Genomic DNA, 25,756 nt, shown 5'->3' with positions numbered 1-25,756 from the left:
GCGGTGGAATGGTGCTTGCGCACTGTCAACAACGACAGAGGGGCCGCTTCCACGCGGTGTCGCGTGGAGCCGGCCCCTCAAGGTACGTGCATGCGTGACGGCGGCGCTCGTGAACCTACGGCTGCTGTTCAGCGGTCTTCGCCGGGCAGCCACGCTTCAGCGTGTATTGGTAATAACCAATCTCGTCGATCCAGAACTCGCCCTGGAACTTCCAGTAGTTCCAGGCCGCGCCCGGCATCTTCGGGCGATACAGCGACTGCCGCGTCAGCAGCGCCTTCTGGTCCACGCCGGCCTGCAGCAAGTCCTTCTCATCCAATGCCGTCTGCACGCGGATGATTTCCGCCTGGTCGGAGAAGGTCCGCAGATTGTCCGCTGCCTCACGGATGCGGCTCTGCGCCAGCGTGCCGCCCACCTGAAGCAGCGTCCCGCGCACCTCCTCGAGCGACGCGGTGGACTGCGCCGCCAGCGGCGTGCCGCGCCAGCGTCCGTTCGTCAGCGCACGCTTCTCGTTGTCCACGCGCTCCAGCATCCGCATCACCTCGCGGATGCGCTCGTTGTTGCGCAGCCACAGGTATACCGGGCGCGGCAACCGGCGGTTCTCCGCCGCCACCAGGTTGAAGGACTGCACCAGCGGCACGTCCTCCCCGGTGAAAGGCTCCAGTTGCCGCTCCATGGGCCCGTAGATTTCGTCGAAGGCCGCCAGCGTCGTCTTCACCTCGTCGTAGAGGCACGAGTAGTAATAGACGGTCGCCTTGAGAATCCACGACTCGGGCTGGAAGGCCCCGGCGAACTGCGGCGCATGCAGCGCCTGGAGGCTGCCGAGCGCCCCGCCGAAGTCCTCGTTCTGAAAGCGCGCGAAGCCGTTCTCGAAGAGGGCCTGGTCCCAATAGCGCGAGTAGCGCGGCACCCGCTCATAAGCGGCGCTGGCGTCGGTGTACTCACCGCGGCGGTAGTGGAGCCGGCCCAGGGCGATGAGCGCCAGGTGCTGCGTGGCGCGCAAGTCCAGTTGCCCCTCCTTCGCGGCCAGCACCGCGTTGAAGGCGGCCAGCGCGTCCTTGTCCAACACGGAGGACTCGCCGGGACGGCCCGGGAAGCGCGGGTCCGCCAGCACCACGCCGAGCAAGTAGCGGGACTTCGCATACACGCGGCTGTCCTGGGGGACCGCCTCCAGCAGCGAGCGCGCTTCCTCGAAGCGGCTCTTGCGCTGGCTCACCGTGCCCACCAGGTAGTTGATGCGCGCGAGCACTTCCTTGGGCAGCGTCACCCAGCGGTCGCGCACCTCGTCGGTGTAGGCCTGGTTGAGGATGCTGGGGATGAGGTTGTGCTCATCCAGCTGCTGCTGCATGTCCACCAATCCCTCCACCGCCTTGAGATACGAGGGGTGCGAGGGTCCGGCATTGACGATGGCCGCATAGGCGATGAAGGCGGCCACGGGCAGGCCCTTCTGGGCCAGGGCCTGTCCGAGGAAGTACTCCGCCTTGCCCTTCACCTCCGCGTCGGAGGCGCTCTCCGCGAGTTCGAAGAAGAGGGGCGCGGCGGTGTCCATGTCACCGGCGTTGAAGGCGGCCAGCGCGCGGTTGTAGCCACCCGAATCAGGCTGGGCGGACACCGCGAGCGGCGCCAGGGCGACGAAGAGACTGAGCAGTCGTTTCATGGCGGTTCGGGCCTTCCTGAGCATCAGAAGAGGACTGAGAAGCCGGCGTAGAAGCTCACGTTGTTGAGGACGTCCGAGGACGGCTCGGCCACCAGGTCCCGGCCCAGGATGATGTCCTCGCGGTAGTTCTTCTTCGTCTTCGGGTCGACGCCGTCGAACTTCTCGTAGCGGCAGCTGCCGCTCAGGTTCAGCGAGGCGAAGTCCTGGTTGGTGGAACGCGCCGCTTCGAGCGCCTCGAAGTCCGCCAGGTTGCAGCCGTCCACCCGGTCCACGCGCGCGGTGTAGATGAGGTCCCGCACCTCCACGCGCAGCGCGTACGACTCGCCGAACTGGAGCCGGAAACCCCCACCCACCGAGCCCATGAACTTGGTGCCCGTGTCACCGAAGCGCGCGGGCACCTGGAACGACTCGCCCTCCACATCATTCGTCACCGCGGGGCGGATGAGGTGGCGCGTGGAGCCGATGCCCGCGCCGCCGCTGAGCACCACGCTGAACTGCGCGAGCGAGTTGTTGAGGAAGGCGAACTTGCCGTAGAGCGGCGTCACCTCCACGCCCGCGTGGGCGCCCCACACCAGGAGCAGCGACGAGGCCGCCTGCGCCTGCTCACGGACCTTGTCGATGAGCTCCAGGTTGAAGTCGCTCTCGTTCGAGTACCAGTTGTACTGGCCCATCACCTGGAGGGCGAAGTTCTCCTGCAGGTGGTAGGTGTAGTGCGCCGCCGTGCCCGCGTGGCGGGTGTACTTCCCGTTCACCTGCAGCGTGGCCGGGTACACCGTCAGCTCGTGGCGGCCCTCGTCCGCGAAGCGCTTCTTCTGGACGATGTGCACCGACACGTTGGGGTTGTAGAGCGGCGCTCCGTTCACCAGCCGCTGCTGCTGCGCATCCGTGGTGCGCGGCGCATCGGAGCCCAGGTCGGACGCCAGCACCGGCGCATCATCGGGAACCGGCGGCGCCTCCTGCCCCGCCATGTCTGTCGTCGCGGGAGCGGAGTCCGTCTCCACGGTGGGCGCGGGCTCGGCGGCGGGCACCGGCGCGGTGTCGTCAACACGGGAAGGCTCGCTCACGGGCACCTCGTCGGTGCCCTGTGCCGGGGCCGCGTTGGGGCGGACACCCGCGGGCGGCGCGGACGCTTCCGAGGCTTCGGCGGGCACCAGCGGCTCAGGCCGGGTCGCGGGCCCGACAGGGGCCTCCGGGAGCGACTGAGGCTGCATGGACGGTGGCGGCACGGACGTCTCCGCACCGGGCGCGGGCACTTGCTGGACCTGCGCCAACGCGAAGGCCGGAGCCGGGACGCGTGGCGCGGCCTGCGTGGCCGTGGCGACAAGGAGCGCGAGGGACAGGAACGGTCGCATAGTCAGGTGGACCTAGAAGGAGAAGGTGTAGCCAAGGTCGAACTGCACCAGGTGCGTGAGGCCAGGGCTGCGCGCGGGCTCACCCGTCGCCTGCCCCGCCTCCCACGCGTCGCGCTCCAGGTTGACGCGGTAGTTGTCCCGGAAGACCCAGTCGCGCAGCTCCAGGCGCACGCCGTGCGTATCCAGGATGAAGAAGCGGAAGCCCACCGCCGCCGACACCACCGGGGCGACCCGCGACTCATTCACCCAGAAGTTCTGGGTGGCCGACCCGCGATCATCCACCGACGTGCGGTTGTCGCAGATGCCCAGCTCGCGGTTCACCACCTGCGTGCACTGGATCACGGAGTTGCGCTTGAACGAGGCGAGGCCCCCGCCCCCCCAGACGTAGGTCTGGAAGTGGACCGGCAGGTCCGACAGCAGGCTGAGCTTCCCGTAGATGGGCGCCCAGCGGACACCGGCCACCCCGTGCAGGTTCATCTGCCAGAGGTCTTCGAGTTCGTCGGTGACGCGCTTGTCCTCGCGGTTGAGGAAGCTCTCGGAGATGGAGCGCGCCAGGCCCGTGTGACGGCTGGCCGCGTAGCCGGCCCGAGCCTCCACCGCGAAGGTGTTGAAGAGGTTGTAGGCCACCCCGGCGTTGAAGACGTAGTGCGCCGTCAGGTGTGTCTGGAGCGGCAGCCCGACCCCGAAGGACAGCTCCAACTTGCCGCCCGGCTCGTACAGCCGGTTGCGGACGACGACGTTGTCCAGGACGTTCTCGTCGTCCTGTGCCGCGGCAACCGGCGCCGCCAGCGAGACGGTCAACGAAGCAAAGGCGCAGAGCGTGCGTGCGATCATAATCCTGCCCGGCCCGTGAGGTGGGCCGCCATGAGCGGGAGTGCAAGGAACTCCCCGAGCCACGGAGTCCGCGTCACCTGACGCTCAGACTCCTCCGTGGGGCCTGGATGTGCGCACGGCTTCCACGACCGACAAGCCGAGGTGGCCTGGAGTCGGAATTCTTTTCACGGTCGTCCCCACCGGACGCCCACCGGTCAACGTTTCCGGGGCATCCCACGGCACGGGACGTGATGAAGCAGGCAGCCGGGTCGTCACGCGGGGCAGACACCTGCCCACCTGCGGAAACCGCACGCACCCTGCCCCGCAAGACAAACGCCCCGCCCGGATGCCCGACGAATCGGGCCCGGAAGCGGGGCGCTTCGAGCGTTCAGACGCTCAGCAGCGAACTACGCGCCGCGCGCGGCCTTGTGCTGCGCGCGCATGGCCGCCTTGATGCTGGGGCGGATGTAGACGACGCCGTTGTTGTGGCCGGCGACGGCACCCTTCACGAGCACCAGGCCCTTCTCCACGTCCACGTCCACCACGGTCAGGTTCTGGGTGGTGACCTGATCCACGCCGTAGTGACCGGGCATCTTCTTGTTCGGGTACACGCGGCCCGGCGTCTTACGCTGACCGATGGCGCCCGGGTGACGCTGGTACTCGTGCGTACCGTGCGTCTTCGTCTGCGAGCCCTTGAAGTTCCAGCGGCGCATGACGCCGGAGAAACCGCGGCCCTTGGTGATGCCGGTCACGTCGACCAGCTCGCCCTTGGCGAACATGTCCGCCTTGACGGCGTCACCCACGTTGAAGGAGGCAGCCTCCTCCGGCGTGACGCGGAATTCCTTCAGGTGGCGGCGGTAAGGCGCGTTGGCCTTCTTGAAGAAGCCGCGCTCGGCCAGGTTGAGAATCTTCTCGCGGATCTCACCAAAGCCCAGAGTCACCGCAGAGTAGCTGTCCTTCTCCGGGGTGCGCTTGCCAACGACCTGGCAGGTGCCCACGTCGATCACCGTGACCGGGACGAGGTTGCCCTCATCGTTGAACACCTGGGTCATGCCGATCTTCTTGCCAATCAGACCCTTCACGTCGTCCTCACTGCCAGCGCGCTGGTGGCGCGGAAAAACCCAATAAGTTCAATGACCTGGACTGCACGCGTCCCCGCGGTCGCCAGGAAGCGGCGCAATGTAGCAGACAGGTCCCCGCCGTCAAGCACTACGGGCGGGTGCCTCTCTCACTGCGCGCGATCCAACCGCGGGTAGAACGGTGCGAGCTGCGCATCGTTGATGCGCTGTGCATACACGTCTTCGCCCAGGAGGAACAGTGCTTGATCCAGATAATCCTCCGCCGCCTGGACCTGTTCCTCCTTGGCGGCGATGGCCTGGTCGAGCTCCGCCATGCGGTGCTCGTGGTCGAGCTTCCGCTCCTCCGCCTCGTCCTCCATCTCCAGCATGCGCTTGTGCGCCAGGATGCCGGCCGCGCCGGGCTGACCGGGCACGGGCGTGAGGGCGGTGGCCAGGCTGGACTCCAGATCCTCCAGTTGCCGACCGAGCCGCATCTGCTGGAGCCGGTTCTTCTTGAGGTTGCCGCGGGCCAGTTCGATCTTGTCGGGCGGCTCGCCGGTCAGCTCCATGTCGCTGATCTTCTTCTCGAGCTTGACCAGACCATCCTCGGCGTAGCGCTGTTCGGCCTTGCGAGACGCGAGCGTCTTGCGCAGCTCCTTCACCTTGCCGTCGATGGCGTCCACCGCCTTCTTCCACTTCTTGACGATGACGGCGTGCTTCGCCCGCTCCTCGCCCTGCTCGGCGAGAAAGTCCGAATACGCCGCGTCCTCGTCGTTCATCTCCTGCTCGAGCGCCGCCAGTTCATCCCGGCGCGCCACCACCGCCTCTTCGGCGCGGTAGACGCGGTCCATGGAACGGGGACAGGTGGGCTTGCCCGGCAACCTGTCCCGAGCCAGATCGCCCAGCTGGAAGATGAGGTCGTTGTAGCTCTCCTTCGCCATGAACGGATTTCTACGCCCAATGCACGGTAACTGTCACCGGCAGAGCGAGAAACCCATGTCATTCCCTCATGAGTCACCCGGGGCGGCGCTGGCCGGCGCGTCGGTGTGGACCACGGGCCCCAGGGCCCCTTCGGCCAGGGACAGCAGCTCCCGGGAGCGGTCCTGCTCCTCGGTGCGGTTCAGCTCGCAGACCCACGCGGAGGAGAGATCCGCCTGCTGACGGGCCAGCTCCGCGGTCGTCTCATAGCGGGCGGCCGACGCGCGGGCGAAGGCCCCCTCGCGGCGCAGTTCCAGCAACGTATCCGAATCCAGCTCGATGTCCTCGGGAGGAACCGGCAGTGGACCTCGGCCCAGCGCGGCCAGCCGTGCGAGCAATCGCGACGCGTGAGCCCGGCAGAACGCGGCCAACACCATCAGCCGTGCCCGGACCCTCGCATCCGCGATTCGCTCCGCCAGCGCCGTCATCCGCCGGGCGGAGACGACCTCCGCCTCCCACGCGGCGGCCAGCGCCGCGGCCAACCGGGTATGCCTCGCACCCATTGACGTCCCCCTGTTCCCTACCTTCAAGTCGCCAACGTAGGAACGCCGAGCGCGGGATTCAACCGAGGGCGCGTTCAACCATCCAGTACCCACCAGCCGCGAGGATTCCGATGGACAGTCCCCTCACGGCCCTCGTGTGCAAAGCCGGACGGCGCTGGACCATGCGGAGGATGGGCAGCAACACCGCCACCACCACCGCCTGGCCCAATTCCACGCCGACGTTGAAGCCCAGCAGCGCCGTCACCACGGACTCGCCCAGGCCGTAGCCGGCCAGCACGCCCGCGAAGCCGAAGCCGTGGATCAGCCCGAAGAGGAAGGTGACGAGCACCCGGTGCCGGTGCTCGCGCAGCACCAGGTTCTCCACCGCCACATAGATGATGGACGCGGCGATGGCGGCCTCCACCCACCGGGCCTGGACTCCGTCCAACACCACCCAGCCCAGCGCGGCGGCCCCCAGCGTGAGCGAGTGCGCCACCGTGAAGGACGTCACCAGCAGCAACACCCGCCTCCAGCCGCCCCCCACCAGCAGCACGGCCAGCAGGAAGGCCAGGTGGTCCACGCCCTCGAAGATGTGGCGCACGCCCAGGCCCACCCAGCCCGCGAAGCGGCTCAGCAGCGGCGTGCCGCGTCCGCCCTCCGGGACGTCCACTTCCGGCCGCGTGGCATCCGCGAACACGGAACCTGGAACCTCCCCTTCCCTCACACTGCCCAGGATCACCCGGTACTCTGGCGGCAGCCGCGTCAGCAGCAGGAAGCGCTGGCGCATTCCACCCGGCGGGCACGTGAAGGTGGCGGACAGCTCCACGAAGGCCTGCCTCGGCGCCGCGGCGTGCGCGGTCCGCACGCACGGCAAGGCTCCAGAAGCCAGCGGCATCGCATCCCAGATGCCCGTGGCGATGGCGTCACGCCGCGCGTCCAGTCCAGTCCGCGTGAGGAGCGAATCCCCATCCGCGTCGCCCAGGAGCAGGGCCAGCGTCTCCGGCGTCATCGTCAGGATCTGACGGACCTCGGGCGCTTCGGGCCGGGCGCGGTGCGCTTCGATATAGAGGATGTCGGCGTCGTGCGCGGCGGCGGCGCCCGCGGCCAGGAGCAGGCACGCGAGCATGGCCCGGGGGGAGACCCACGTCATGTCCCCTCCAGCCTGCCGTCACCGCCCGCCCGCGTCCACCCCGGGCGCTACTCCGAGACGAAGCGCAGCTCCACCTGCTGGCGGCCGCTCATCGGATCATGCCGCGCGCCGCAGGAGAAGCAGTGGAGTGCCTGGTCCCACTCCCAGATGACCTTCACCTCTTCGCCACAGCAGAGCATGGGCATGACGCGCAGCAGCTCGTCCGGCTCTGGCTCCATGGGGCCCGGCAGGGCCTCCGGCTCCACCGCCACGAACGTCGGCCTGGGGTTGACGGACAGCGTGCGCGCCACGTGCGCCAGCTGCTCGTACCGCACGTGGTTGGCCCAGCCGCGCGCCACGGCCTCCAGGTGCCCCTGCTGGGCGGGCGTGAGAAAGGCGTCCGCTTCCGCACGGTAGCCGCAGTACGGGCAGCCCCAGACGGGAATGCCCTCCACGCACTCGTGGGCGTTCTCGAAGGGGTAGAAGCCCAGGAGCTTGTGCAGGACCGCGCGCGAGTCCATGGGCCCCGGACGCGTCTTGAAGGGCCGCTGACACTCCGGGCACTCGCGGCGCGTGAAGCCCACGGAGTCCCGGGGCAGCTCCACCCCCGTCACCTCGGGCGCCCCGCGCCTCACGCCGAGGCCGCCCGGCGGCCCTGAGACACCACCGCCAGCAGGAGCGCCACCATCGCGAACAGCAGCAGCAGATGGACCCAGTAGCCCTCGGTGGAGCCGGTGGTCAGCCCCAGCCCCCACAACACCAACAGGATGATTCCCATCGTCCAGTACACGCCGCACCTCCCCACGCACCACAGCCTGGCGCGGGCAAACCTAGGAACAGGAACCCGGACGGGCAACCCGGTCCTTTTCACAGTCTCCCGTTGGGAACGGCACTTCCCCACCCGGGCATTTTTTCAGCTCCACCGGGGAATCCCGCGCGCCAGCAACGGCAATTTCGTTGGCGCTCTTAAGGAGAAACACGCCACGTGCGACCTCTGGCACGCGGGCTGCTTAGGCGTTGCTCCGTCGGCAGGTCAGTACATCCGTAGGAGTGCACGGGGCGCGAGCGGCACTGCGGCGCCGGGAGGGGTGGGATGAGGGGCTGGACGGTGGCGGTGGCGGCTTGGATGGTGGGGACGGGGGCGGTCGCGTTTCCGGTGCAGGTGCCGGAAGGCGCCCAGGGCGAGGGGTCGGAGGTGACGGAGCTGCGCGCGAAGCTGGCCGAGCGCGACGCCGAGCTGAAGGCGACCCTTGCGAAGCTGCACCTCTACGAGGATGAGGCCCACTACGCCGAGGCCGAGGCCCTGGGCATCACGGAGATGGTGAAGGCCTCTGGCCTCCCCGCCCGGCAGCAGCGCCGGCTGGCGGTGGCCATCGTCCGGGAGGCGGCTCGCAACAACATCGACCCGCTCCTGGTGGTGGCGGTGATCCGCTGCGAGAGCTCCTTCAACAACTACGCGGTGTCCCACGTCGGGGCCATGGGCCTGATGCAGGTGATGCCGGACACCGGCACCTGGCTGGCGGACAAGGCCGGCCTGCGGCTGGGCCGCGCCAGCAACCTCTTCGACTCGGAGACCAACGTGGAGCTGGGGACCGCGTACCTGGCGGACCTCATCCAGCGCTTCGGCACCGTGGAGAAGGCCCTGGTCGCCTACAACGCCGGCCCCGGGCTGGCCCGCCGCATCCTGGCCAAGAAGGAAGCGCGCACGAAGTTCATGGCCGGCTACCCCGCCAAGGTCGTGAAGGAATTCCGCAAGCTGAAGGCCGCTCAGGAGAAGCAGCTCACGCTGCGAGAGGCCCAGAAGACGAATGGCCAGAAGAGCTGAGCGCTGAGCAACAAGCCTTGCGACGGCTGCACGACAGTCGCGAGAAAGTTGCAATGTGGGGGGTAACCAAACCCGCGGACCATGTGCACTGTGCGCCGGGCGGGAGAACCCCACGGGTCCTCCGTGGAAGGACTGGAGCGATGACGCTCCAACCCAGGCTCCGCGCCAACTTGGAGAGCACAGCAATGTCGGGGCTACAGATCCACCGTGAGGAGTCCGCAGGTTCCGTGACGCTGCGGCTGGAAGGCACGCTGGACGGCAAGACGGCGGAAGAGGTCCGGACCTCTCTGAGCGCCCTGAGTGGGTGTGAGGTCGTCCTGGACTTCACCCACCTGCGGGAGTTCAAGGACAGCGCCGTGGGCGTCCTGACGCGAGGCCTGGTGGAGCGCCCCGTCCAGCTGCGCGGCCTGGCCACCCACCACGAGCGGATGTTCCGGTACTTCGGTGTGGGCACAGGGACGTCGCCGCGCCCCGCCTACTACACGCCCGAGGACGTCTTCCTGGCGTAGGCGCTTCGCCGCCTCGGGAGGGAGGGAGCGTCCGCGCCGCAAGCCCGGACGCGAGGCGTGTTGGCAATCGAGGGAGTCGGCTACAGTGGCGGCAGATGAACCAGCCTGCCCGCGCCCTCTCCCCGGTGCCTTCCCCCGCAAACGCGCGCTCGGCGATGGAACGCATCGCCACCCAGCTGGGCCGCGCGGTGCAGGGAAAATCCTCCCAACTCCAGCTCGTGGTGACGTCCCTGGTCGCCGGCGGCCATGTGCTGCTGGAGGACGTCCCGGGCGTGGGCAAGACGACGCTCGCCGAGGCCCTGGCCAAGGCCTGCGGCCTGAGCTTCGCCCGCGTCCAGTTCACCGCGGACCTGATGCCCGCCGACGTGCTGGGCGCCCAGGTCTTCCACGCGCAGACGGCCACCTTCCAGTTCCGCCCCGGTCCCCTCTTCCGGCAGCTGGTGCTGGCGGATGAGCTGAACCGCGCCCCGCCGCGCACCCAGTCCGCGCTGCTGGAGGCCATGGCCCAGGGCCAGGTCTCCCTGGACGGCGCCACGCACGCGCTGCCCGCGCCCTTCACGGTGGTGGCCACGCAGAACCCGGTGGACTTCTCCGGCACCTACCCGCTGCCGGACTCGCAGCTGGACCGCTTCATGGTGCGCATGTCCCTGGGCCACCCGACGCCGGAGGTGGAGGCCGGGCTGCTCGTCACCCGCGACGGCACGCCGCCCCTGGACGCGGTGGAGACCGTCTCCGAGCCCGAGGAGCTGGCGTCCCTGCGCTCGTTCGCCGCGGCGCTGCGGCTGGACGCATCGGTCGCGGACTACGTGGTGCGGCTGGCCACGGCCACGCGCTCGCATGGCGACCTGGAGCGAGGCGCCTCCACCCGCGCGGTGCTCGCGCTGGGCGCGGCCGCACGGGCCCACGCGCTGTGGGACGCCCGGGACTTCGCCACGCCCGGTGACGTCCGCGCGGTGCTGGTGCCCTGCTGGGCCCACCGCATCATGCTGCGCAGCGCCGTGCAGGGCTTGACCGCGCGCGACGAGGCGGCGCACCTGCTGGAGGAGATTGCCCGAAAGGTCCCGGCGCCCCGGTGAAGCCCCGGCTGCCGTCATGGTGGGCCCGGGTTCGCTCGCGGCTCCGCCCGCCGCGCACCCTCAAGGTGACGCGCATCGGGCGCACCTATCTGGTGGTGACGTTCGGCGTGGGCCTGGGCGCGCTCAACACCGGCAACAACCTCCTCTACCTGCTGCTGGGCCTGCTGCTGAGCATGGTGGTGGTGTCGGGCGTCCTGTCCGAGCGCTGCCTGCGCTACCTGTCGGTGCGGCGCGTGGGCGCGGACGCGGCCTTCGCCCAGGAGCCCTTCGCCTTCCGGTGGGCCATCTCCCGCGGCCAGGGCCACGCCTTCGCCCTCACGCTGTCGGAGGCGGACTCGCCGCTCACCGGCGCGGGCGGCGTGGGTTACCTGCCCGCGGGCGTGGACCACGTCGTGCGAGCGGACCTCACCGCGCCCCAGCGCGGGCCTGTGCTGCTCACGGGCGTGCGTGTCACCACCACCTGGCCGCTGGGGCTGTTCGCCAAGACGCGCACCTTTCCGCTGGAGAGCACGCTGCTCATCTACCCGCGGCGGACCTACGCCTGTCAGGACCCGGGCGCGCCGGAGCAAGGCCCCGTGGGCGACGCGGGCAACCCCCGCCGCAATGACGGCAACGGGGACCTGAGCGGCCTGCGCGAGCTGGCGCCGGGAGAGGACGCCCGGCGCATCCACTGGATGAAGAGCGCCTCCGCCGGGAAGCTGCTGCGGGTGGAGCGCGAGCACGAGGAGCGGCGCACCTTCGTGCTGACGGTGGCGGACGGGCTCGACGCGGAGGCGCTCGAGCGCCGCTGCGAGGAAGTGGCCGCCTTGGCCCACCGGCTCATCGAGGAAGGTCACGAGGTGGGCCTGGACACGCCGGAGGAGCGCATCCGGCCCACCGCGGGCACGGCCCAGGAGCGGCGCCTGCTGCGGGCGCTGGCGTGGCTGGGGTACGAGCGCCCACGCGGTGGCGAGGAGGCGGCATGAGGAAGGGCACGCGGCTGAGGCTGGTGCTGCGAGACCTGGGCTCCGGGTCCGCCTTCGCCTCCATGGCGGTGTCGGGCCAGCTCCCCCTCTGGTCGCTGGTCCTCTACGGCGTGGCCCTGGTGGTCGCGCTGGCGGGGCGGCGCCCCTTCGCCAACCGGGTGAAGCTCACCGCGCTGCTGCTGCTGGCCGTGGCGCTGACGCTGGGCACGAACGTGCTCGCGGGCTCGCTCAACCTGGTGGTGGCGGCCTGTGCCTTCGCCGGCCTCATCTCCGCGCAGCGCCTGCTGTCCACGCCGGACGCGGCCACCGATGGCCAGGTCCACCTGTCAGGTCTGCTGATGGTGGCGGGCGGCGCGGCGCTCTCCGGCGAGCTCGTCTACGGCCTCTTCCTGATTGTCTTCGGCGTGCTGGCCAGCATCGCCCTGGCGCTGGGCGTGGTGGAGTCCGCGGTCCCCGAAGGCGAGCCGGTGCCGGTGCGCGCGGTGATGGGCCCGCTGGCCATGGGCGTGGGCTTCGCCGTGGTGGGCGCCGTGGCCTTCTTCATCCTCTTCCCCCGCCTCAACTGGAACATGATTGGCCCCGGCGCCTCGCCCGGCCTGGGCGTGGCCACCGCGGGCTTCTCCAACACCGTGCGCCTGGGCGGCGCGGGCACCATCAAGGGCAACCCGCGCATCGTGCTGCGCGCCACCCTGACCCCGGACCCGGAGAAGGAAACGCTCGACGCGTACTGGGTGGGCCGCACCTATGACGTCTTCGACGGCATGGAGTGGTCCAACGCGCGCGCCACCAGCCACGGCTCCGAGTTCATGACGACGCTGCGTCCGGGCCAGGAGAACCTGGTCCACCAGCACGTGGAGCTGATGCCCGCGTACGGCGCGCGCACGCTGGTGGCGCTGGAGACGCCCTCGCGGCTGGGCAACGCCGTGGCCAACACGCAGGTGGGCTCCCGGCGCACGCAAATCCACGAACTGGGCGGCGGCGAGGTGCGCTTCCGCGACTCCGGCATCTCGTATTCATATGAGGCCTACAGCCTCCCGCCCGGCGCCAGCGGCGACGACGTCCAGGACCTGCCCCCGGAGGAGCAGGATGCCCTGCTGTCGCTGCCGGAGGGGCTGGACGTCCGCGTCGGCCAGACAGCCGCGCGGGTGCTGAATGGCGAACGCGACCCGCTGGCCGCCGCGCGGAAGCTGTCCGCGTGGCTGCAACGCGAGTACAGCTACACGCTGGAGTTGAGCGGCGACGTGCCGGACCCGGTCGCTGACTTCCTCTTCCAGCGCAAGCAGGGACACTGCGAGCACTTCGCCACCGCGCTCACGTTGATGCTGCGCACCCAGGGCATGCGGGCGCGGCTGGCCACCGGCTTCTTCGGCGGCGAGCGCGTGACGGGGGGCTACGTGGTTCGCGCGGGTGATGCGCATGCCTGGACGCACGTGCTGGTGCCGGGGCGCGGCTTCATCACCGTGGACGCGACGCCGCCAGCCCACCGCGCGAGCCAGTCCCCTCGCCTGCTGGAGCAGCTCATCAACTTCTATGAAGTCGTGGAGTCGCAGTGGCGTGACGTCGTCCTGGACTACAACTTCCGCGATCAGCTGACCGTCGTCCGCTCGCTCACTCGCTCGCGCGAGGTCCCGAAGAAGGACGAGCCGCCCAGCCGCACGCCGCCCCCCCGGGCCTTTGGTGCCGCGCTGCTCGCGGCCGCCGCGGCCTATACCGCCTGGCGGCTGCTGACGCAGTTCCTGTCGCGCGAGCGGCCGTTGGCGGCCACGCGCTTCGCGGACGCGGTGGAGGCGCAGCTCGCCTCCGCGCGAATCACACGCGTCGACGGTGAGACACTGGAAGCGTTGGATGCTCGGCTCGCCCGGGAGCGGCACCCGCTGTCCCCCGCCCTGACGCCCGTCACCCGGCGCTACCTGGAAGCCCGCTTTGGCGGTCGCCCGCTCCAGCAGGGAGAGGCGACGCGGCTGCTGACGGACTTGAGACGCGCTGTTCTCACGGAGTCCCAGCGCGTCGCCAGCGAGGGCACTCGCCCGCCCCAAGCGCGCGCTTCCTGACACCCGGACCTTGGTCCTCGCGCCTGGCCGCCAGGCCGCCCACCGCGCGTGCCGGCGGCCTGGGTGTGTCAGCGGCCCGAGGCGTCGTTACGCCTTTTCCCGCGGGCGGCCACGTCGTGTGACGGGCATCGCTCCAATGGCCGCGCCCTCACTGGGAGCACGGCCCTGCGCAGCCCCCGGGAGGCTTGAATGCGAACAGTTCTGAAGCTCCTACAGCTAGCGCATCCGGCGATTCATGCCGGTGCGACGTAACGGTTACAGGATTGCGGCGCTGTACGCGCCGCTGGAGCACGCCAACCCCTCGCAGACATTGGGAATGGCCCTCCGGGGCAGGTTGGCATTTCTGTTGCTCAAGCTCCCTTCGTCACGTCGTCAGACGAAATCCATCCATCCCGGCCTCACCGCGAGGCCCACCGGCGGAGAAATCATTCATGCAGGCATCCACCGAGCAGTCGTCCAACTCCGGCTCCCTGGCGATGTACCTCTCGGAGATCAACCACTACTCCCTCCTCAAGGTGGAGGAGGAGCAGGAGCTCGCGCGCCGCTTCCTCAAGGGCGACCTGGCGGCCGGGCACCGGATGGTGACCGCCAACCTGCGCTTCGTGGTGAAGGTCGCCTATGAGTACCGCTCGTACGGCATCAAGATGTCGGACCTCATCCAGGAGGGGAACATCGGCCTGATGAAGGCCGTGCAGAAGTTCGATCCGGACAAGGGCATCCGCCTCATCTCCTACGCCGTCTGGTGGATTCGCGCGTACATCCAGAACTACATCCTCAAGAGCTGGTCGCTCGTGAAGCTGGGGACCACCCAGGCGCAGCGGAAGCTGTTCTTCAGTCTGGCCCGCACGCGCCGCGAGCTGGAGAAGTTTGGCAGCGGTGACGCCGCGGTGAACGTGGATGACATCGCCCGCCGGCTCCACGTGAAGCCGGGTGAGGTGCGGGAGATGGAGCAGCGCATGGGTGGCCGGGACCTGTCGCTGGACGCGCCCATGGGCGAGGACGGCGGCAACAGCCACGTGGACTTCGTGGTGAGCGCCGCGGCCCCGCAGGACGACGAGTTCGCGGACAAGGAGGAGGCAGGCCTCATCAACGCCCGCGTCCGTACCGCGCTGATGCGCCTGGACCCGCGTGAGCGCTTCATCATCGAGCAACGCGTCATGAACGAGCGCCCCATGACGCTCAAGGAGCTGGGGGAGCACTTCGGCTTCTCGCGCGAGCGCGCCCGCCAGTTGGAGATTCGCGCCAAGGACAAGCTCAAGTCGGAGCTGGCCGCGCTCATGGCCGAGGTGGACCCCGAGGCCGTCGCCGCCCAGCAGTGAGCCGGGATTGACCCAGCCTGTTGCCCCAGCATTCCGGGGCTGGCCCGCTCCGAAGCGCCTCTGCCCTACCGGCGGAGGCGCTTGTCATTTGAGGGCGTTGTTTCACGGCCAGCCGGGGGCCTGCTAGAAGGAGTCGGTTTCCCTTCGAAGGAGCCCCCCGCTTGGCCCACGGTTCGCCGCCAATCTCCGAGGATCGCGTCCCGGTCGCGCAGACACTCGCGAAAGTCGCCCATACCCCGTACGTCCCCCCCGACAAGTCTCCGGCGGAGATGACGATTCGAGCCCTGGTGCTCGGCTCGGTGCTGGGCATCGTGTTCGCCGCCTCGTCCGTGTACCTGGCCATCAAGGTGGGCCTCACGGTCTCCGCGTCCATTCCCGTCGCGGTGCTCTCCATCGCCATCTTCCGGGCCCTGGGCAACTCCAGCATCCTGGAGAACACCATCGTCCAGACGACGGGCTCGGCCGGTGAGTCGCTCGCCTTCGGTGTGGCCGCCGCGCTCCCCGCCCTGCTGCTGCTGGGCTACGACATCAGCCTCACCCACGCCTTCCTCACGGCGGCGCTGGGCGGCGTGCTCGGCGTGCTGATGATGATTCCGCTGCGCCAGGGCCTCATCGTCCAGGAGCACGGCAGGCTGCCCTACCCGGAGGGCACCGCCAGCGCGGACGTGCTCATCGTCGGCGAGCAGGGCGGCACCAACGCCCGCACCGTCATCACCGGATTCATCGTGGGCGGTGTCTACAAGCTCGCCTACTCCGGCATGAAGCTGTTCCGCGAGGTGCTGAGCACGCCGCTTCAGGGGCTCAAGAGCGCGACCGTCTCCACCGAGGTGAGCCCGGAGCTGCTGGGCGTGGGCTACATCATCGGCCCCCGCGTGGCGGCCATCACCTTCGCCGGTGGTGTGCTCAGCTACCTCATCCTCATCCCGGCCATCTCGTTCTTCGGCAGCGGGCTGGAGACGCCGCTGCTGATGCACAACGGCCAGCTCATCCGGGACATGTCGCCGGACCAGATTCGCAATGCGTACGTGCTCTACATCGGCGCGGGCGCCGTGGCGACGGGCGGTCTCATCAGCCTCATCCGCTCGCTGCCCACCATCGTCGGGGCCTTCAAGCGCAGCCTGGAGTCGCTGAAGGCGTCGCGGGGTCAGGGCGCCATGCCGCAGCTGCTGCGCACGGAGCAGGACCTGCCCATCACCGTGGTGCTGGGTGGCAGCGCGCTGCTGGTGCTGGCCATCTGGCTGGCGCCGCCGCTGGAGGTGAACTTCATCTCCGCCATCCTCATCGTCATCTTCGGCTTCTTCTTCGTCACGGTGAGCGCGCGCATCACCGGTGAGATTGGCAGTTCGTCCAACCCCATCTCCGGCATGGTGGTGGCCACGCTGCTCATCACCTGCCTCGTGTACCTGCTCATGGGCTGGACGTCGTCCGAGGACCGCTTCATGGCCCTCACCACGGCGGCCATCGTCGGCATCGCCGCGTCCAACGGCGGCACCACCGCGCAGGACCTCAAGACGGCCTTCCTGGTGGGCGGTACGCCCCGGCGCCAGCAGTTGGCGCTGTTCGTCGGTGTGCTCACCAGCGCGATGTTCATCGGCCTGGTGCTGGTGACGCTCAACCGCGGCGCCACCGTCACCATCCCCGAGCCCCACCCGGGCGTGAAGGTGACGCAGTTCTCCAACGAGACGCGCGTCCAGCACACCTTCTCCTGGGCCGTCTCCGCTGACGCGATGGCGGCCCGCGGCCTGGACGAGGCGGCGCTGCGCAAGGCCGTCTGGGCGCAGGGCTACGAGCTGAACACGCAGAGCGGTGCGATGGAGCTGCGCAGCTGGCGCGACGTGTCCTCGCAGGACCTGGGCGCGGTGACGCTCAACGTCTCCAGCGGCGCCCCCATCAAGGTGGCGGACCTGGGCGCCGTCACGGACGGCCCGGAGCGCACCTACAAGGAAGGCTTCGTGCGCGGCGCGGACACGCCAGTACCCGCGGGCAAGTACCTGCTCGATGAGTCCGACACCATCCAGTACGTGGTGGACCCGGGCATCGGCGGCCGTGTCAGCGTCTATGAAGGCCAGCAGCTGACGCGCTACGCGGCGCCCAAGGCGCAGCTGTTCTCGCTCATCATCGACGGCATCCTCACCCAGAAGCTGCCGTGGGACCTGGTGCTCCTGGGCGTGTTCATCGCGCTGATGCTGGAGCTGTGCGGCGTGTCCTCCCTGCCCTTCGCGGTGGGCGTGTACCTGCCCATCAGCAGCAGCGCGCCGCTCTTCGTGGGTGGCATGGTGCGCTACTTCGTGGACCGCATCCGCGGCGGCGAGTCCGACTTCTCGCCGGGCACCCTGCTCTCCTCCGGCTTCATCGCCGGTGGCTCCATCGCGGGCGTGCTCATCGCCTTCCTGGAAATCGCCACCGACGGAGCAGGCACCCGCGCGCTGAACCTGCCCGCCCTGCTGGGCAATCAGGGCGGCCTGGGCGGCTTCCTCAACATGGTGGGCGAGAGCGAACACGCCCACCCGCTGTGGTCCAACCTCTGGGGCCTGCTCTTCTTCGCCGGCCTGACGCTGTTCCTGCTGCGCTCCGCCCTCAAGGGCCAGAGCGCCGCCATGTCCCCGCCGCCGCAGAAGGAGGCGTAGGCCACGTGCCCGGGCCTCCTCCTGGAGGCCGGGTGAAACACTGCTGAGACACCTGGGGCGGCGAGGAGCAATCCTCGCCGCCCCGCTCATTTCCAGGGCGGGTGCGGCGTGCCTCCTGAAATCCCGTCCAGGAGGCGGCGGGCACCCACCCGGGCCGTCTCGCTCAGAGCGGCGAGTGGGAGGACGGCACGGGCTCGGGCCGCACGGGGCCAGCGGCCTCCGCGGCCTCCGCACACACGTACTCCGTGCGCAACGGCGCGACGATGCCGAAGGTCGCCGCGTAGACGATGGGGCTCCACCACGGCCAATACACGTCCACGCGGGAGAAGCCGTGCTGGCACTCCGGCGCCACCACGTTCGAGGTCGTCAGTCCGGCGACCAGGCTCACGCCGGTCTGCTCTTCGGGCGCTCCTCCGCGCGGCGCTCCGGAACGGAGGCTCATCCGGAAACACCCCGTCAACGAAACCAGCAGCAGCGAGCACGTCAGCAATCGCGCCATGGACGTCACCCCGTTCCGGCGGATGACGCATTTGGCAACACAACCAGGAATCCCCGTCATTCTCATGCCCCGTCACGGGGACGACACCCAAGCCATGAGGCTTCCACGGGCCGACTCCTGGGTGACCGTCCAAAATCGGGTTAGGCTCGGGTGACAGCATGGCCCACCCCCCTAAAGCCATCCAGGAATCCAACGCGGAGCCCCAGCTTTCGCCTGAAGCACGCGAAAAGGTTGAGTTGGCGAAGACATTCGCCTTCCACCTGCTCAAGGGCATCAAGCAGATCGGGATGTATCGCCACAACGAGTCGCGCTTCCCGGAGTTCCTCGGGAAGGCGCTCGAGTCGATTGCCACCTACACCGACAAGTTCGGGCCCCTGTCGATGAAGGTGGAGCAACAGAACTTCCTGCTCCTCGGTGAGTCGCTGTTCTCCGAGGACACCCCGCTGCCCTACAAGTTCTTCCGCGACGGCATCCGGCAGCTCATCTTCCGCCCGGGTCTCACGGTGGAGGAGCTGACCACCTTCACGCTCATCGCCCTGTCCGAGCCGGAGCGCGGCGCGGAGGACGTGCTGGCGCAGCTGTGGCGCGCGAGCATGGAGCACGTGGAGTACGTGGTGGTGGAAGGCTTCTCCATGGAGAACGCCAGCGAGGAGGAAGTGCAGGTCGAGGTGGACAAGGTGGTGGGCTACCTCTACTCGCGCCTGCAGACGAACTCGGATGACTACCTGCGCTTCGCGCGGGTGTCCGCGGAGGACCTGGACGCCAAGCTGGACGGCGTGGAGCAGATTCGCGGGCTCGTGGTGGGTGGACGGCATGCCTCGGACGAGCTGAAGGCCAAGCTGCAGCGCGAAGTCTCCGAGGAGGAGAACGCCCGGCTGTTCCCCAAGCTGGTGAGCGCCGTGTTCCAGGTGGTGGAAGGCGGCGTGGATGACGCGTCCCTGCTCGAGGAAATCTTCGTGCAGTTGCTGGACATGCTCCTCCTCCAGGACGACTTCGGCACCATCAACCAGATCGTCCTCAAGCTGCGCGCGCTGTCCCAGCGCGAAGGCAGCGAGGACCTGGCGAAGATGTTGGAGAACTTCCTCCACAAGATGGGCGAGGAGCAGCGGCTGATGCGGGTGGGCGAGTCGCTCAAGTCGACGCGACCGAAGAACCCCGCGGACGTGTCGCGCTACCTCCAGGTGTTGGGCCGGGACTCCATCATCCCCCTGCTGTCGGTGCTGGAGAGCATCGAGGTCGCCGACAACCGCACCCTGCTCTGTGACGCCCTCGCGGGTTTCGCGCGCGAGCTGCCCGAGCCCTTCGTCGCGCGGCTGATGTCAGAGCGACCGCAGACAGTGCGCGACATGGTCTACATCCTGGAGAAGAGCAACCACCCGGACCGGGTGAAGATGTTTGGCCAGGTGCTCAAGAGCCCCAACCTGGTGGTGAAGTTGGAGGTGCTCAACATCATCGGCCGCGGCCGCACGGGCGAGGCCCGGCGCATCATCGCGGACGCACTCACGGACTCCATCTCCCAGGTGCGCATGCTGGCGGCGAAGCTGCTGCCGGAGTTCGACCGCGACAAGGGCTACGCGGACCTGATGCGCCTGGTGCGGGAGCCCGGCTTCGACAAGAAGACGCCCGACGAGCGCGCCGCGGTGTACGCGGCCATCGGCTCCACAGGCACCCCGGGCGCCCTGTCGATGATGCAGCAGATGCTCGCGACGAAGCCCTCGCTGCTCAACAAGAAGCGCGTGCTGGAGGAGAAGCTCCTGGCCATCCACGGCCTGGGCGGCGCGTGCTCCATCCAGGGCTACAAGCTGTTGCAGGCGGTGGTGGAGGACAAGAACCAGCCATTGGAGGTCCTCACCTCGGCTCGCAAGGCGATGTACCAGACGAAGAAGGCGCTCTTCGGAGACTCGGCGCTGTCGGAGGAGGCATAGGCGTATGGCCGACAACCTGAAAATCACCCAGGCGCAGGACGAGAACACCAACGAGTACGGCCGCGAGCACAACGAGAAGCTCCAGGTCCTGGCGCGCTCGCTGGTGGCCGGCCTGTACATGTTGGTGCGCTCGGTGAAGATGTATGACCCGGAGAACGCGGTCTTCCAGAAGCCGCTGCACCAGCTCCAGGACATCATCAATCAAATCATCGGCAAGGAAGGCCGCCTGGAGCTCACGGGCGTCAAGGAGTCGTTCTACCTGAACGGCATGCTGGTGAAGGTGGACCTCAACTCCATCGAGAACCAGCGATACCTGCTGACGGAGCTGCGCTCGAAGGACGTGGGCGGATTCACGCTCACCAAGCCCGTCACCGTTCCGGAGCTGAAGAACTTCATCTGGATCTTCAGCAAGGAGCAGACGACCGCGTCCGAAGAGGACGGCCTGTCCAACCGCAAGCTGCTCAACATGCGGGTGGCCAAGTTCTCCAAGCTGAAGGAGAAGCTGAACAAGGACCTGGACAACCCGGGCGACCAGAAGGTGGACCGCAAGAAGTACGCGATGACCATCTACGCGCGCGCCGTGTTCTTCCTCACGAAGTACCTGGAGTCGGTGCGCGCCGGAAAGCCCATCAACGCCTCCAAGGCGCTGCGCCTGGTGCAGGACTTCGTCGACATCTCCTACGAGCAGCGGACGCACTTCCTGGGCATGACGACCATGCGGCGCGAGGACGACTACCTCGTGTACCACCAGGTCAACGTGTGCCTCATGAGCGTCGTCTTCGGCGCGGAGCTGGGGCTGACGAAGCCGCAGCTGCGCGACCTGGGCTACATCGCCCTCTTCCACGACGCCGGCATGGCCACGCTGTCGGAGGAGCTGTCGACGAAGCGAGGCGCGCTGACGCCCGAGGAGAAGCAGACAGTGCAGCGCGCGCCGCTCATCTCCGTGCGCAACATCCTGATGGAGAAGGGCTTCAGCCGCTCCACGCTGCTGCGCGTGGTGACGACGTTCGAGCACAAGACGGACTTCGGCACCGCCGTGCGCGACTCCCGCGGCAACATCCAGATGATCATCCCGAAGACGAACCTCGGGGTGTACGCGAAGATCATCGCCATCTGCGACGCGTACGACGCCCTCACCTCCAAGCGCCCGTACCGGGATGCCTACGGCCCGGAGGTGGCGCTGATGCTGATGTGGTCGGAGATGCGGAACAAGTTCGACCCGGAGCTGCTGTCCGTCTTCATGCGGGTGATGGCCATTCAGCCCGTGAAGGTGCTGTCCAAGCGCCAGCAGTCGCTCAGCGTGTCCGGCCTGTAGTCCGCTTCGAGCCGCCCGCCGCTTTCCGGGGCGCGGGCTGCTTTCGGGTGGCGGGCGGGGTCTCCGGCGGCGCGGGGACGGTGGCCCGGAGCAGCGTCAGGGCCGCCTCCAAGTCCGCGGGAATGGGCGCCTCCAGCTTCAGCACCTTGCCCGTGCGCGGGTGCGCGAAGGACAGGCGCCACGCATGGAGCGCCTGGCGCCCCAGCCGCTCCTGGGCCTCCGCCGCGGCGCCCTTCGCCTTGCGTCCGGCGCCGTAGAGCGCGTCGCAGAGCAGCGGGTGGCCGGCTTCGGAGAGGTGCACGCGAATCTGGTGCGTGCGGCCGGTGAGCAGGTCCACCTCCACCAGCGCGGCGCCTTCAAAGGCCTCGAGGACGCGGTACTCGGTGATGGCGTTCTTGCCCTCCTTCACCTTGCCCGTGAAGCGCTGCCGGTGGACGGGGTGACGGCCGTAGAGCGTCTCGATGCGCCCTTCCGTCGGCGGGACGCCGTGGACCAGCGCCAGGTACGTCTTCTCCACCGCGCGCGTCTTGAAGGCCTTCTGGAGCGCCACCAGCGCCTGCTCGTTCTTCGCCACGACGAGGCAGCCGGTGGTGTCCTTGTCGAGCCGGTGGACGATACCGGGCCGCAGCTCGCCGCCAACACCGGCCAGGTCCTTCACCCGGTGCAGCAGCGCGTTGACCAGGGTGCCGGAGGCGTGGCCCGCGCCGGGGTGGACGACCATGCCCGCCGCCTTGTCGACGACGACCAGGTCGCGGTCCTCGTGCAGCAGCGCGAGCGGCAGCTCCTCCGCCAACGGGACGGCGGGAACGGGCGCCGGAATGTGGAGGACGAGCAGCTCACCGCCGCGCAGACGCCGGGCCGGCTTGGCCGGCTGGCCGTCCGCGAGCACATGCCCGGCCTCGATGAGGCCGTGGATGCGAGAGCGCGTGAGGTCCGGGAACGCGCGCGCGAGGTATTGGTCGACGCGCTCGCCGCGAGCTTCGGGCGGAGCGCGGTGCTCTCGCGTGTCAGGCGCTACCACGGGGAGGGGGTTACCAGATCTTCGACTTCACATGCGCCTTCGAGCGCAGGACGATGTCGTTGATCGCCCGCTCGAAGAAGTTCATCTTCGTGAAGATCTCCTGGCTGACGCGGCTCTTGTAGAGCTCGCGGCCCTCTTCCAGTTCCTCCTTGAGGACCTCGAAGAGGTTGTCCTGTTCGATTCCCTTGATGATCTTCTGCTCGTTGTAGAGCGAGATATCCGAGGCAATCGCACGGGCGAGCCGCATCGCCTTGACCTTTTCCTCGTCCGTCATCGTGCTACCTACTTAGGCAGCGGCTGGAGGCGAGTCAACTTTCCTCGCAACGCCGGTGACATCCGAGCACTTCCGGGCGCCTCCCCTACTTCCGGCCTGACTTCTCAGAAGACAGGGCCAGGTAGCTCTTGGACACGCGGAGTGGATCCAACCCCAGCTCGCGGGCGAGGCTCATCAGGATACCTCGCAGGTAGACCGAGGGCGGGAGCAGGTTGTAGCGGTCCGCCTCGACGTTCTCCAGGTGCATGCGCGTGATGCGGGTGCGGTCGGCCACCTGCTGGAGGGTCACCCCCCGGGCCTCGCGGACCTGGCGGAGCAGTTCGCCGTTGAACTCCGCATCGGACGGGATGTCCGGGATGCGAGGCCGGGGCTCACGGGCCCGCGACGCGGCCTGGGACGCCTGCGCCAGGGCCGCCTCCGCCGTGGCGATGGCGGAGTCCTGGGCGATCTGCGGCGCGTCTCCCAGGGGCCGCCCGGGACGCGCTCCAGCCCGGCCCGCCTCGGGCTGAGCCTCCGTGCCGGGCGACGGACGGACAGGGACGAGGGCGGTCGACTCGGCGTCGGGTGCCTGGGAGGCCGGCGGTACCGGGCTGGCACTCGCTGGAACCGGCGGGTGGGGCTCAGCGCTGGCTTCCGACGCTGGGGCGCCAGTCGCGGCGGTAGCAGGCGCCGAAGGGGGCAGCGCCGCCACGGCGCTGACCGGAGCGCCTTGCGTGGGGGCCGGCGCGGCGGCTGGGCCGCTGGCCGGAGTGGCCGAGGCAGCCACCGCAGCACTGCTTTCCGCCACCGGGGCGCTGACGGGAGCGGCCGAGGCGGGCGCCGGCACGGCAGCCGCCGCAGGCGCATCGCTGACCGGCGCCAGCGCACTGACAGCGCCTGCCGGACCAGGCGTCGGCACGGCAGCCGCCGCAGGCGCATCGCTGACCGGCGCCAGCGCACTGACAGCGCCTGCTGCCGGACCAGGCGTCGGCACGGTAGCCGAAGCAGTCACCGAGGCGTCGCTGCCCGAAGAAGGGACGCTGACCTGGGGAGCCGTCGCCAGAGCTGGCGCGCTGCCCGTTACCGCAGGCCCCCCTGGGGAAACCGAAGCAGTTGCGCTGGCCGCCACGACGCCAGGGCCCCCCGCAGCGGCCTCATGCGCCGCGGACGGCTCCCCCACCGGAGCCGCAGCCACCGCACCGGAGGCCTCTCGCTGCGACTCAGCGCTCGCGGCCCCCGTGCCCGTTCCACTCCCCGAAACCTGGGGCTGAATCGACGCAACGGGAACATCCACCGCGCTCCCCATCCGCTGCGTGTCCTGCAACGAGCTGGACACGTACGCGAACGAGAACCCACGGAAAAACGACGCCCGGAAGTCCGCATGTCCCGAGGACGCCGGCACCGGCTCCACCCGAGGCTCCGTCGCATGGGCCCCGGCCTCCCCTTCCCCGCCCTGCCCCGTCATCGCGGTCTCCGAGTCCTCCACCGGCACGTCTCGCACTGCTCCTGTCCTCCCGTTCGTCCCCGTTTCGGGGACCTGCGTCGAAAGGTGGCCAGTTTGATCTTCCGCGCCGGAAGCGGCAACCCCAACGAGCCCCGCGCGCGCTTCCAGCGGCGCGGCGGCGTGTGCCACCTCGCCCCCGGTCGACACCGCGTCCATCAACCGGCGGGCCGGGAGCCCCAGGTCCTTGTCGTACTCGGCACGCAGCTCTTCGTCGGAGAGAATCTCCAGCGCCTCGGCGAGCCGAGTGCGGAGCTCATCCACCTGGCCCTCGTCCACGAGCGCATAGACGGCGATGGAGTCCGGCGAATACAGCTCCGTCAGCCGTTCATACGCCGCCCGAATCTCCTCCTTCGGCGCGGTGACGGGGACTTCGAGAATCTCGTAATAGGTCTGCTGCTCGAAGGGCTTCATGGTGTGGAACGCTGAGGGGAGCCGTCGAGTGTGAGGATACGCGTTGCGATGCCCTGAATGGCAGTGGCCGCCGCGGAATCCGGTCGCTCGATGAGGACGGGCTTGCGCTTGCGCACCGCGCGCCACGCCTCGTCGTCGTAGCGAATGGCACCCAGGACATCCATTTCGATGCCAAAGAACTTCTTCCATGCGGCGGCCACCGAGGTGCCCACCGACAGGTCCGCATCCGTGCGCGCCTGGTTCACGATCAGCCGGATGCGGAACGCGGAGAGCTCGCGCTCCAAGCGGTCCGCGATGGCCGGGTCCTTGCGCCGGGCCTGCGCCAGCACGTCATGCAGCGTGCGCAGCGCCCCCTCACGGGTGGTGAGCGCGTCCTCCACCAGGTCCTCGATGCCGTACTGCGACTCCACCTGCTGGAGCTTGCGGAAGAAGGCCGCCTTCGCGAAGCGGTAGGCGTTCTCCACCGACGTGGGCTCGGGCAGCATCACCAGCACGCCGTGGTCGGCGAGGATGAAGAAGTCGATCGTGTTGAAGCTCGTCCCCGCGCCCAGGTCCAGGATGAGGTAGTCCGCCGACGTGCCCATCAACGTCCGCAGCAGCTTCTGCTTCTGCGCGTACTTGAGGTTGGCCGCGTCCAGCGCATCCTGCGCGCCGGCGATCAGCGACAGCCGGGGCACGCCCGTCGGAACGATGACCTCTTCCAGCTGCGCCTTGTTCCGACGAAGGAAGTCGGACAGCGTCGCGTTGGGCTGTCCAACCCCCAGGCACGTGTGGAGGTTGGCGCCGCCCAGGTCCACGTCCACGAGCAGCACGTTGGCCCCGGATTGGGCCAGGGCCACACCCAGGTTGGCGGACACCATGGACTTGCCAATGCCGCCCTTCCCGCCTCCCACGGCGATGATGCGCCGCGGACGAGGACGGCGTGACAGACCAGGAGGGCCGGAGACCATGGAGCCTGGCTCCGCGGGGCCCAGGACACGGGATTCGGTC

The 25,756-nt window shown here is 69.0% G+C and carries 23 protein-coding genes; 9 read left to right on the top strand and 14 right to left on the bottom strand.

Features of this window, described 5'->3' with window-relative positions; genetic code table 11:
- Nucleotides 1–115 precede the first annotated feature (115 nt).
- From BLU09_RS21050 to BLU09_RS38270, 9 genes are all read right to left on the bottom strand, one after another.
- The gene (locus BLU09_RS21050; RefSeq protein ID WP_090491317.1) at nt 116–1,654 is read right to left on the bottom strand and encodes a tol-pal system YbgF family protein; all 1,539 of its coding nucleotides are present in this window, start codon (nt 1,652–1,654) and stop codon (nt 116–118) included.
- A gap of 23 nt (nt 1,655–1,677) precedes the next feature.
- Nucleotides 1,678–3,006, bottom strand: coding sequence for an outer membrane beta-barrel domain-containing protein (locus tag BLU09_RS21045; protein WP_090491316.1), 1,329 nt, complete (start codon nt 3,004–3,006; stop codon nt 1,678–1,680).
- A 12-nt stretch (nt 3,007–3,018) separates the two neighbouring features.
- Nucleotides 3,019–3,840, bottom strand: coding sequence for an outer membrane beta-barrel domain-containing protein (locus tag BLU09_RS21040; protein WP_186817661.1), 822 nt, complete (start codon nt 3,838–3,840; stop codon nt 3,019–3,021).
- Between the two features lie 386 nt (nt 3,841–4,226).
- Nucleotides 4,227–4,901, bottom strand: coding sequence for a 50S ribosomal protein L3 (rplC, locus tag BLU09_RS21035; RefSeq protein WP_090491314.1), 675 nt, complete (start codon nt 4,899–4,901; stop codon nt 4,227–4,229).
- Nucleotides 4,902–5,047: 146 nt separating this feature from the next.
- On the bottom strand, nt 5,048–5,818 hold the full coding sequence (locus BLU09_RS21030; protein WP_090491313.1) for a hypothetical protein: 771 nt from the start codon (nt 5,816–5,818) through the stop codon (nt 5,048–5,050).
- A gap of 66 nt (nt 5,819–5,884) precedes the next feature.
- On the bottom strand, nt 5,885–6,358 hold the full coding sequence (locus BLU09_RS21025; protein ID WP_090491312.1) for a hypothetical protein: 474 nt from the start codon (nt 6,356–6,358) through the stop codon (nt 5,885–5,887).
- A 58-nt stretch (nt 6,359–6,416) separates the two neighbouring features.
- Nucleotides 6,417–7,487 (bottom strand): HupE/UreJ family protein, encoded by a 1,071-nt coding sequence (locus BLU09_RS21020; RefSeq protein ID WP_090491311.1) that lies wholly within the window; start codon nt 7,485–7,487, stop codon nt 6,417–6,419.
- Nucleotides 7,488–7,534: 47 nt separating this feature from the next.
- Entirely contained in the window at nt 7,535–8,101 is a 567-nt protein-coding gene (locus tag BLU09_RS21015) for a hypothetical protein (RefSeq protein WP_011553398.1), read from the bottom strand.
- On the bottom strand, nt 8,098–8,256 hold the full coding sequence (locus BLU09_RS38270; protein ID WP_020478757.1) for a lmo0937 family membrane protein: 159 nt from the start codon (nt 8,254–8,256) through the stop codon (nt 8,098–8,100). Before BLU09_RS38270 ends, BLU09_RS21015 begins: the two co-directional genes overlap by 4 nt.
- 303 nt (nt 8,257–8,559) lie before the next feature.
- Here BLU09_RS38270 and BLU09_RS21010 point away from each other — a divergent pair, with 303 nt between their 5' ends.
- From BLU09_RS21010 to BLU09_RS20980, 7 genes are all read left to right on the top strand, one after another.
- Complete coding sequence (locus BLU09_RS21010; RefSeq protein WP_090491310.1) at nt 8,560–9,291, top strand: lytic transglycosylase domain-containing protein; 732 nt, start codon at nt 8,560–8,562, stop codon at nt 9,289–9,291.
- A 185-nt stretch (nt 9,292–9,476) separates the two neighbouring features.
- Entirely contained in the window at nt 9,477–9,800 is a 324-nt protein-coding gene (locus tag BLU09_RS21005; RefSeq protein ID WP_090491309.1) for an STAS domain-containing protein, read from the top strand.
- A gap of 95 nt (nt 9,801–9,895) precedes the next feature.
- The gene (locus tag BLU09_RS21000) at nt 9,896–10,876 is read left to right on the top strand and encodes an AAA family ATPase (protein ID WP_090491308.1); all 981 of its coding nucleotides are present in this window, start codon (nt 9,896–9,898) and stop codon (nt 10,874–10,876) included.
- Nucleotides 10,873–11,841, top strand: coding sequence for a DUF58 domain-containing protein (locus BLU09_RS20995; protein WP_090491307.1), 969 nt, complete (start codon nt 10,873–10,875; stop codon nt 11,839–11,841). The genes BLU09_RS21000 and BLU09_RS20995 overlap by 4 nt, the downstream gene beginning before the upstream one ends.
- The gene (locus BLU09_RS20990; protein WP_186817662.1) at nt 11,838–13,892 is read left to right on the top strand and encodes a transglutaminase TgpA family protein; all 2,055 of its coding nucleotides are present in this window, start codon (nt 11,838–11,840) and stop codon (nt 13,890–13,892) included. Before BLU09_RS20995 ends, BLU09_RS20990 begins: the two co-directional genes overlap by 4 nt.
- 431 nt (nt 13,893–14,323) lie before the next feature.
- Entirely contained in the window at nt 14,324–15,211 is an 888-nt protein-coding gene (locus BLU09_RS20985; protein WP_020478755.1) for an RNA polymerase factor sigma-32, read from the top strand.
- Nucleotides 15,212–15,372: 161 nt separating this feature from the next.
- Complete coding sequence (locus BLU09_RS20980) at nt 15,373–17,838, top strand: OPT family oligopeptide transporter (RefSeq protein WP_090491305.1); 2,466 nt, start codon at nt 15,373–15,375, stop codon at nt 17,836–17,838.
- A 163-nt stretch (nt 17,839–18,001) separates the two neighbouring features.
- Here the strand turns inward: BLU09_RS20980 and BLU09_RS20975 are convergent, their stop codons facing one another.
- On the bottom strand, nt 18,002–18,337 hold the full coding sequence (locus tag BLU09_RS20975) for a hypothetical protein (RefSeq protein WP_090491528.1): 336 nt from the start codon (nt 18,335–18,337) through the stop codon (nt 18,002–18,004).
- Nucleotides 18,338–18,495: 158 nt separating this feature from the next.
- On the opposite strand from BLU09_RS20975, the gene BLU09_RS20970 reads away from it, so the two are divergent.
- Nucleotides 18,496–20,262 (top strand): HEAT repeat domain-containing protein, encoded by a 1,767-nt coding sequence (locus tag BLU09_RS20970; protein WP_090491304.1) that lies wholly within the window; start codon nt 18,496–18,498, stop codon nt 20,260–20,262.
- Between the two features lie 4 nt (nt 20,263–20,266).
- Nucleotides 20,267–21,577 (top strand): HD-GYP domain-containing protein, encoded by a 1,311-nt coding sequence (locus tag BLU09_RS20965; protein ID WP_090491303.1) that lies wholly within the window; start codon nt 20,267–20,269, stop codon nt 21,575–21,577.
- Here BLU09_RS20965 and BLU09_RS20960 read toward each other — a convergent pair.
- The 4 genes from BLU09_RS20960 to BLU09_RS20945 all read right to left on the bottom strand — a co-directional run bounded on the left by BLU09_RS20960 (nt 21,558) and on the right by BLU09_RS20945 (nt 25,716).
- Nucleotides 21,558–22,598, bottom strand: coding sequence for an RluA family pseudouridine synthase (locus BLU09_RS20960; RefSeq protein WP_090491302.1), 1,041 nt, complete (start codon nt 22,596–22,598; stop codon nt 21,558–21,560). The two genes, BLU09_RS20965 and BLU09_RS20960, sit on opposite strands and share 20 nt — an antisense overlap.
- Nucleotides 22,599–22,608: 10 nt before the next feature.
- The gene (locus BLU09_RS20955; protein WP_011553384.1) at nt 22,609–22,872 is read right to left on the bottom strand and encodes a hypothetical protein; all 264 of its coding nucleotides are present in this window, start codon (nt 22,870–22,872) and stop codon (nt 22,609–22,611) included.
- Between the two features lie 85 nt (nt 22,873–22,957).
- Nucleotides 22,958–24,766 carry a helix-turn-helix domain-containing protein gene (locus tag BLU09_RS20950; protein ID WP_090491301.1) on the bottom strand — a complete coding sequence of 603 codons (1,809 nt, stop codon included), beginning with the start codon at nt 24,764–24,766 and terminating at the stop codon, nt 22,958–22,960.
- On the bottom strand, nt 24,763–25,716 hold the full coding sequence (locus BLU09_RS20945) for a P-loop NTPase (RefSeq protein ID WP_090491300.1): 954 nt from the start codon (nt 25,714–25,716) through the stop codon (nt 24,763–24,765). The genes BLU09_RS20950 and BLU09_RS20945 overlap by 4 nt, the downstream gene beginning before the upstream one ends.
- Nucleotides 25,717–25,756 lie beyond the last annotated feature (40 nt).

It is taken from the genome of Myxococcus virescens, from assembly GCF_900101905.1.
GTDB classification, from domain to species: domain Bacteria; phylum Myxococcota; class Myxococcia; order Myxococcales; family Myxococcaceae; genus Myxococcus; species Myxococcus virescens.
Note: the sequence above shows the minus strand (reverse complement) of the source record. Positions and strands in the feature narration are given on the sequence as shown.

Excerpts from the sequence above, each read along its gene's own strand:
- BLU09_RS20975 (WP_090491528.1), bottom strand. The coding sequence starts at position 18,337 with ATGGCGCGATTGCTGACGTGCTCGCTGCTGCTGGTTTCGTTGACGGGG.
- BLU09_RS20970 (WP_090491304.1), top strand. The coding sequence starts at position 18,496 with ATGGCCCACCCCCCTAAAGCCATCCAGGAATCCAACGCGGAGCCCCAG.
- BLU09_RS21000 (WP_090491308.1), top strand. The coding sequence starts at position 9,896 with ATGAACCAGCCTGCCCGCGCCCTCTCCCCGGTGCCTTCCCCCGCAAAC.
- BLU09_RS20955 (WP_011553384.1), bottom strand. The coding sequence starts at position 22,872 with ATGACGGACGAGGAAAAGGTCAAGGCGATGCGGCTCGCCCGTGCGATT.
- BLU09_RS21010 (WP_090491310.1), top strand. The coding sequence starts at position 8,560 with ATGAGGGGCTGGACGGTGGCGGTGGCGGCTTGGATGGTGGGGACGGGG.
- BLU09_RS20945 (WP_090491300.1), bottom strand. The coding sequence starts at position 25,716 with ATGGTCTCCGGCCCTCCTGGTCTGTCACGCCGTCCTCGTCCGCGGCGC.
- BLU09_RS21050 (WP_090491317.1), bottom strand. The coding sequence starts at position 1,654 with ATGAAACGACTGCTCAGTCTCTTCGTCGCCCTGGCGCCGCTCGCGGTG.
- BLU09_RS20990 (WP_186817662.1), top strand. The coding sequence starts at position 11,838 with ATGAGGAAGGGCACGCGGCTGAGGCTGGTGCTGCGAGACCTGGGCTCC.
- BLU09_RS21005 (WP_090491309.1), top strand. The coding sequence starts at position 9,477 with ATGTCGGGGCTACAGATCCACCGTGAGGAGTCCGCAGGTTCCGTGACG.
- BLU09_RS21045 (WP_090491316.1), bottom strand. The coding sequence starts at position 3,006 with ATGCGACCGTTCCTGTCCCTCGCGCTCCTTGTCGCCACGGCCACGCAG.
- BLU09_RS20950 (WP_090491301.1), bottom strand. The coding sequence starts at position 24,766 with ATGAAGCCCTTCGAGCAGCAGACCTATTACGAGATTCTCGAAGTCCCC.
- BLU09_RS21020 (WP_090491311.1), bottom strand. The coding sequence starts at position 7,487 with ATGACGTGGGTCTCCCCCCGGGCCATGCTCGCGTGCCTGCTCCTGGCC.
- BLU09_RS21025 (WP_090491312.1), bottom strand. The coding sequence starts at position 6,358 with ATGGGTGCGAGGCATACCCGGTTGGCCGCGGCGCTGGCCGCCGCGTGG.
- BLU09_RS21040 (WP_186817661.1), bottom strand. The coding sequence starts at position 3,840 with ATGATCGCACGCACGCTCTGCGCCTTTGCTTCGTTGACCGTCTCGCTG.
- BLU09_RS20965 (WP_090491303.1), top strand. The coding sequence starts at position 20,267 with ATGGCCGACAACCTGAAAATCACCCAGGCGCAGGACGAGAACACCAAC.
- BLU09_RS21030 (WP_090491313.1), bottom strand. The coding sequence starts at position 5,818 with ATGGCGAAGGAGAGCTACAACGACCTCATCTTCCAGCTGGGCGATCTG.
- BLU09_RS20985 (WP_020478755.1), top strand. The coding sequence starts at position 14,324 with ATGCAGGCATCCACCGAGCAGTCGTCCAACTCCGGCTCCCTGGCGATG.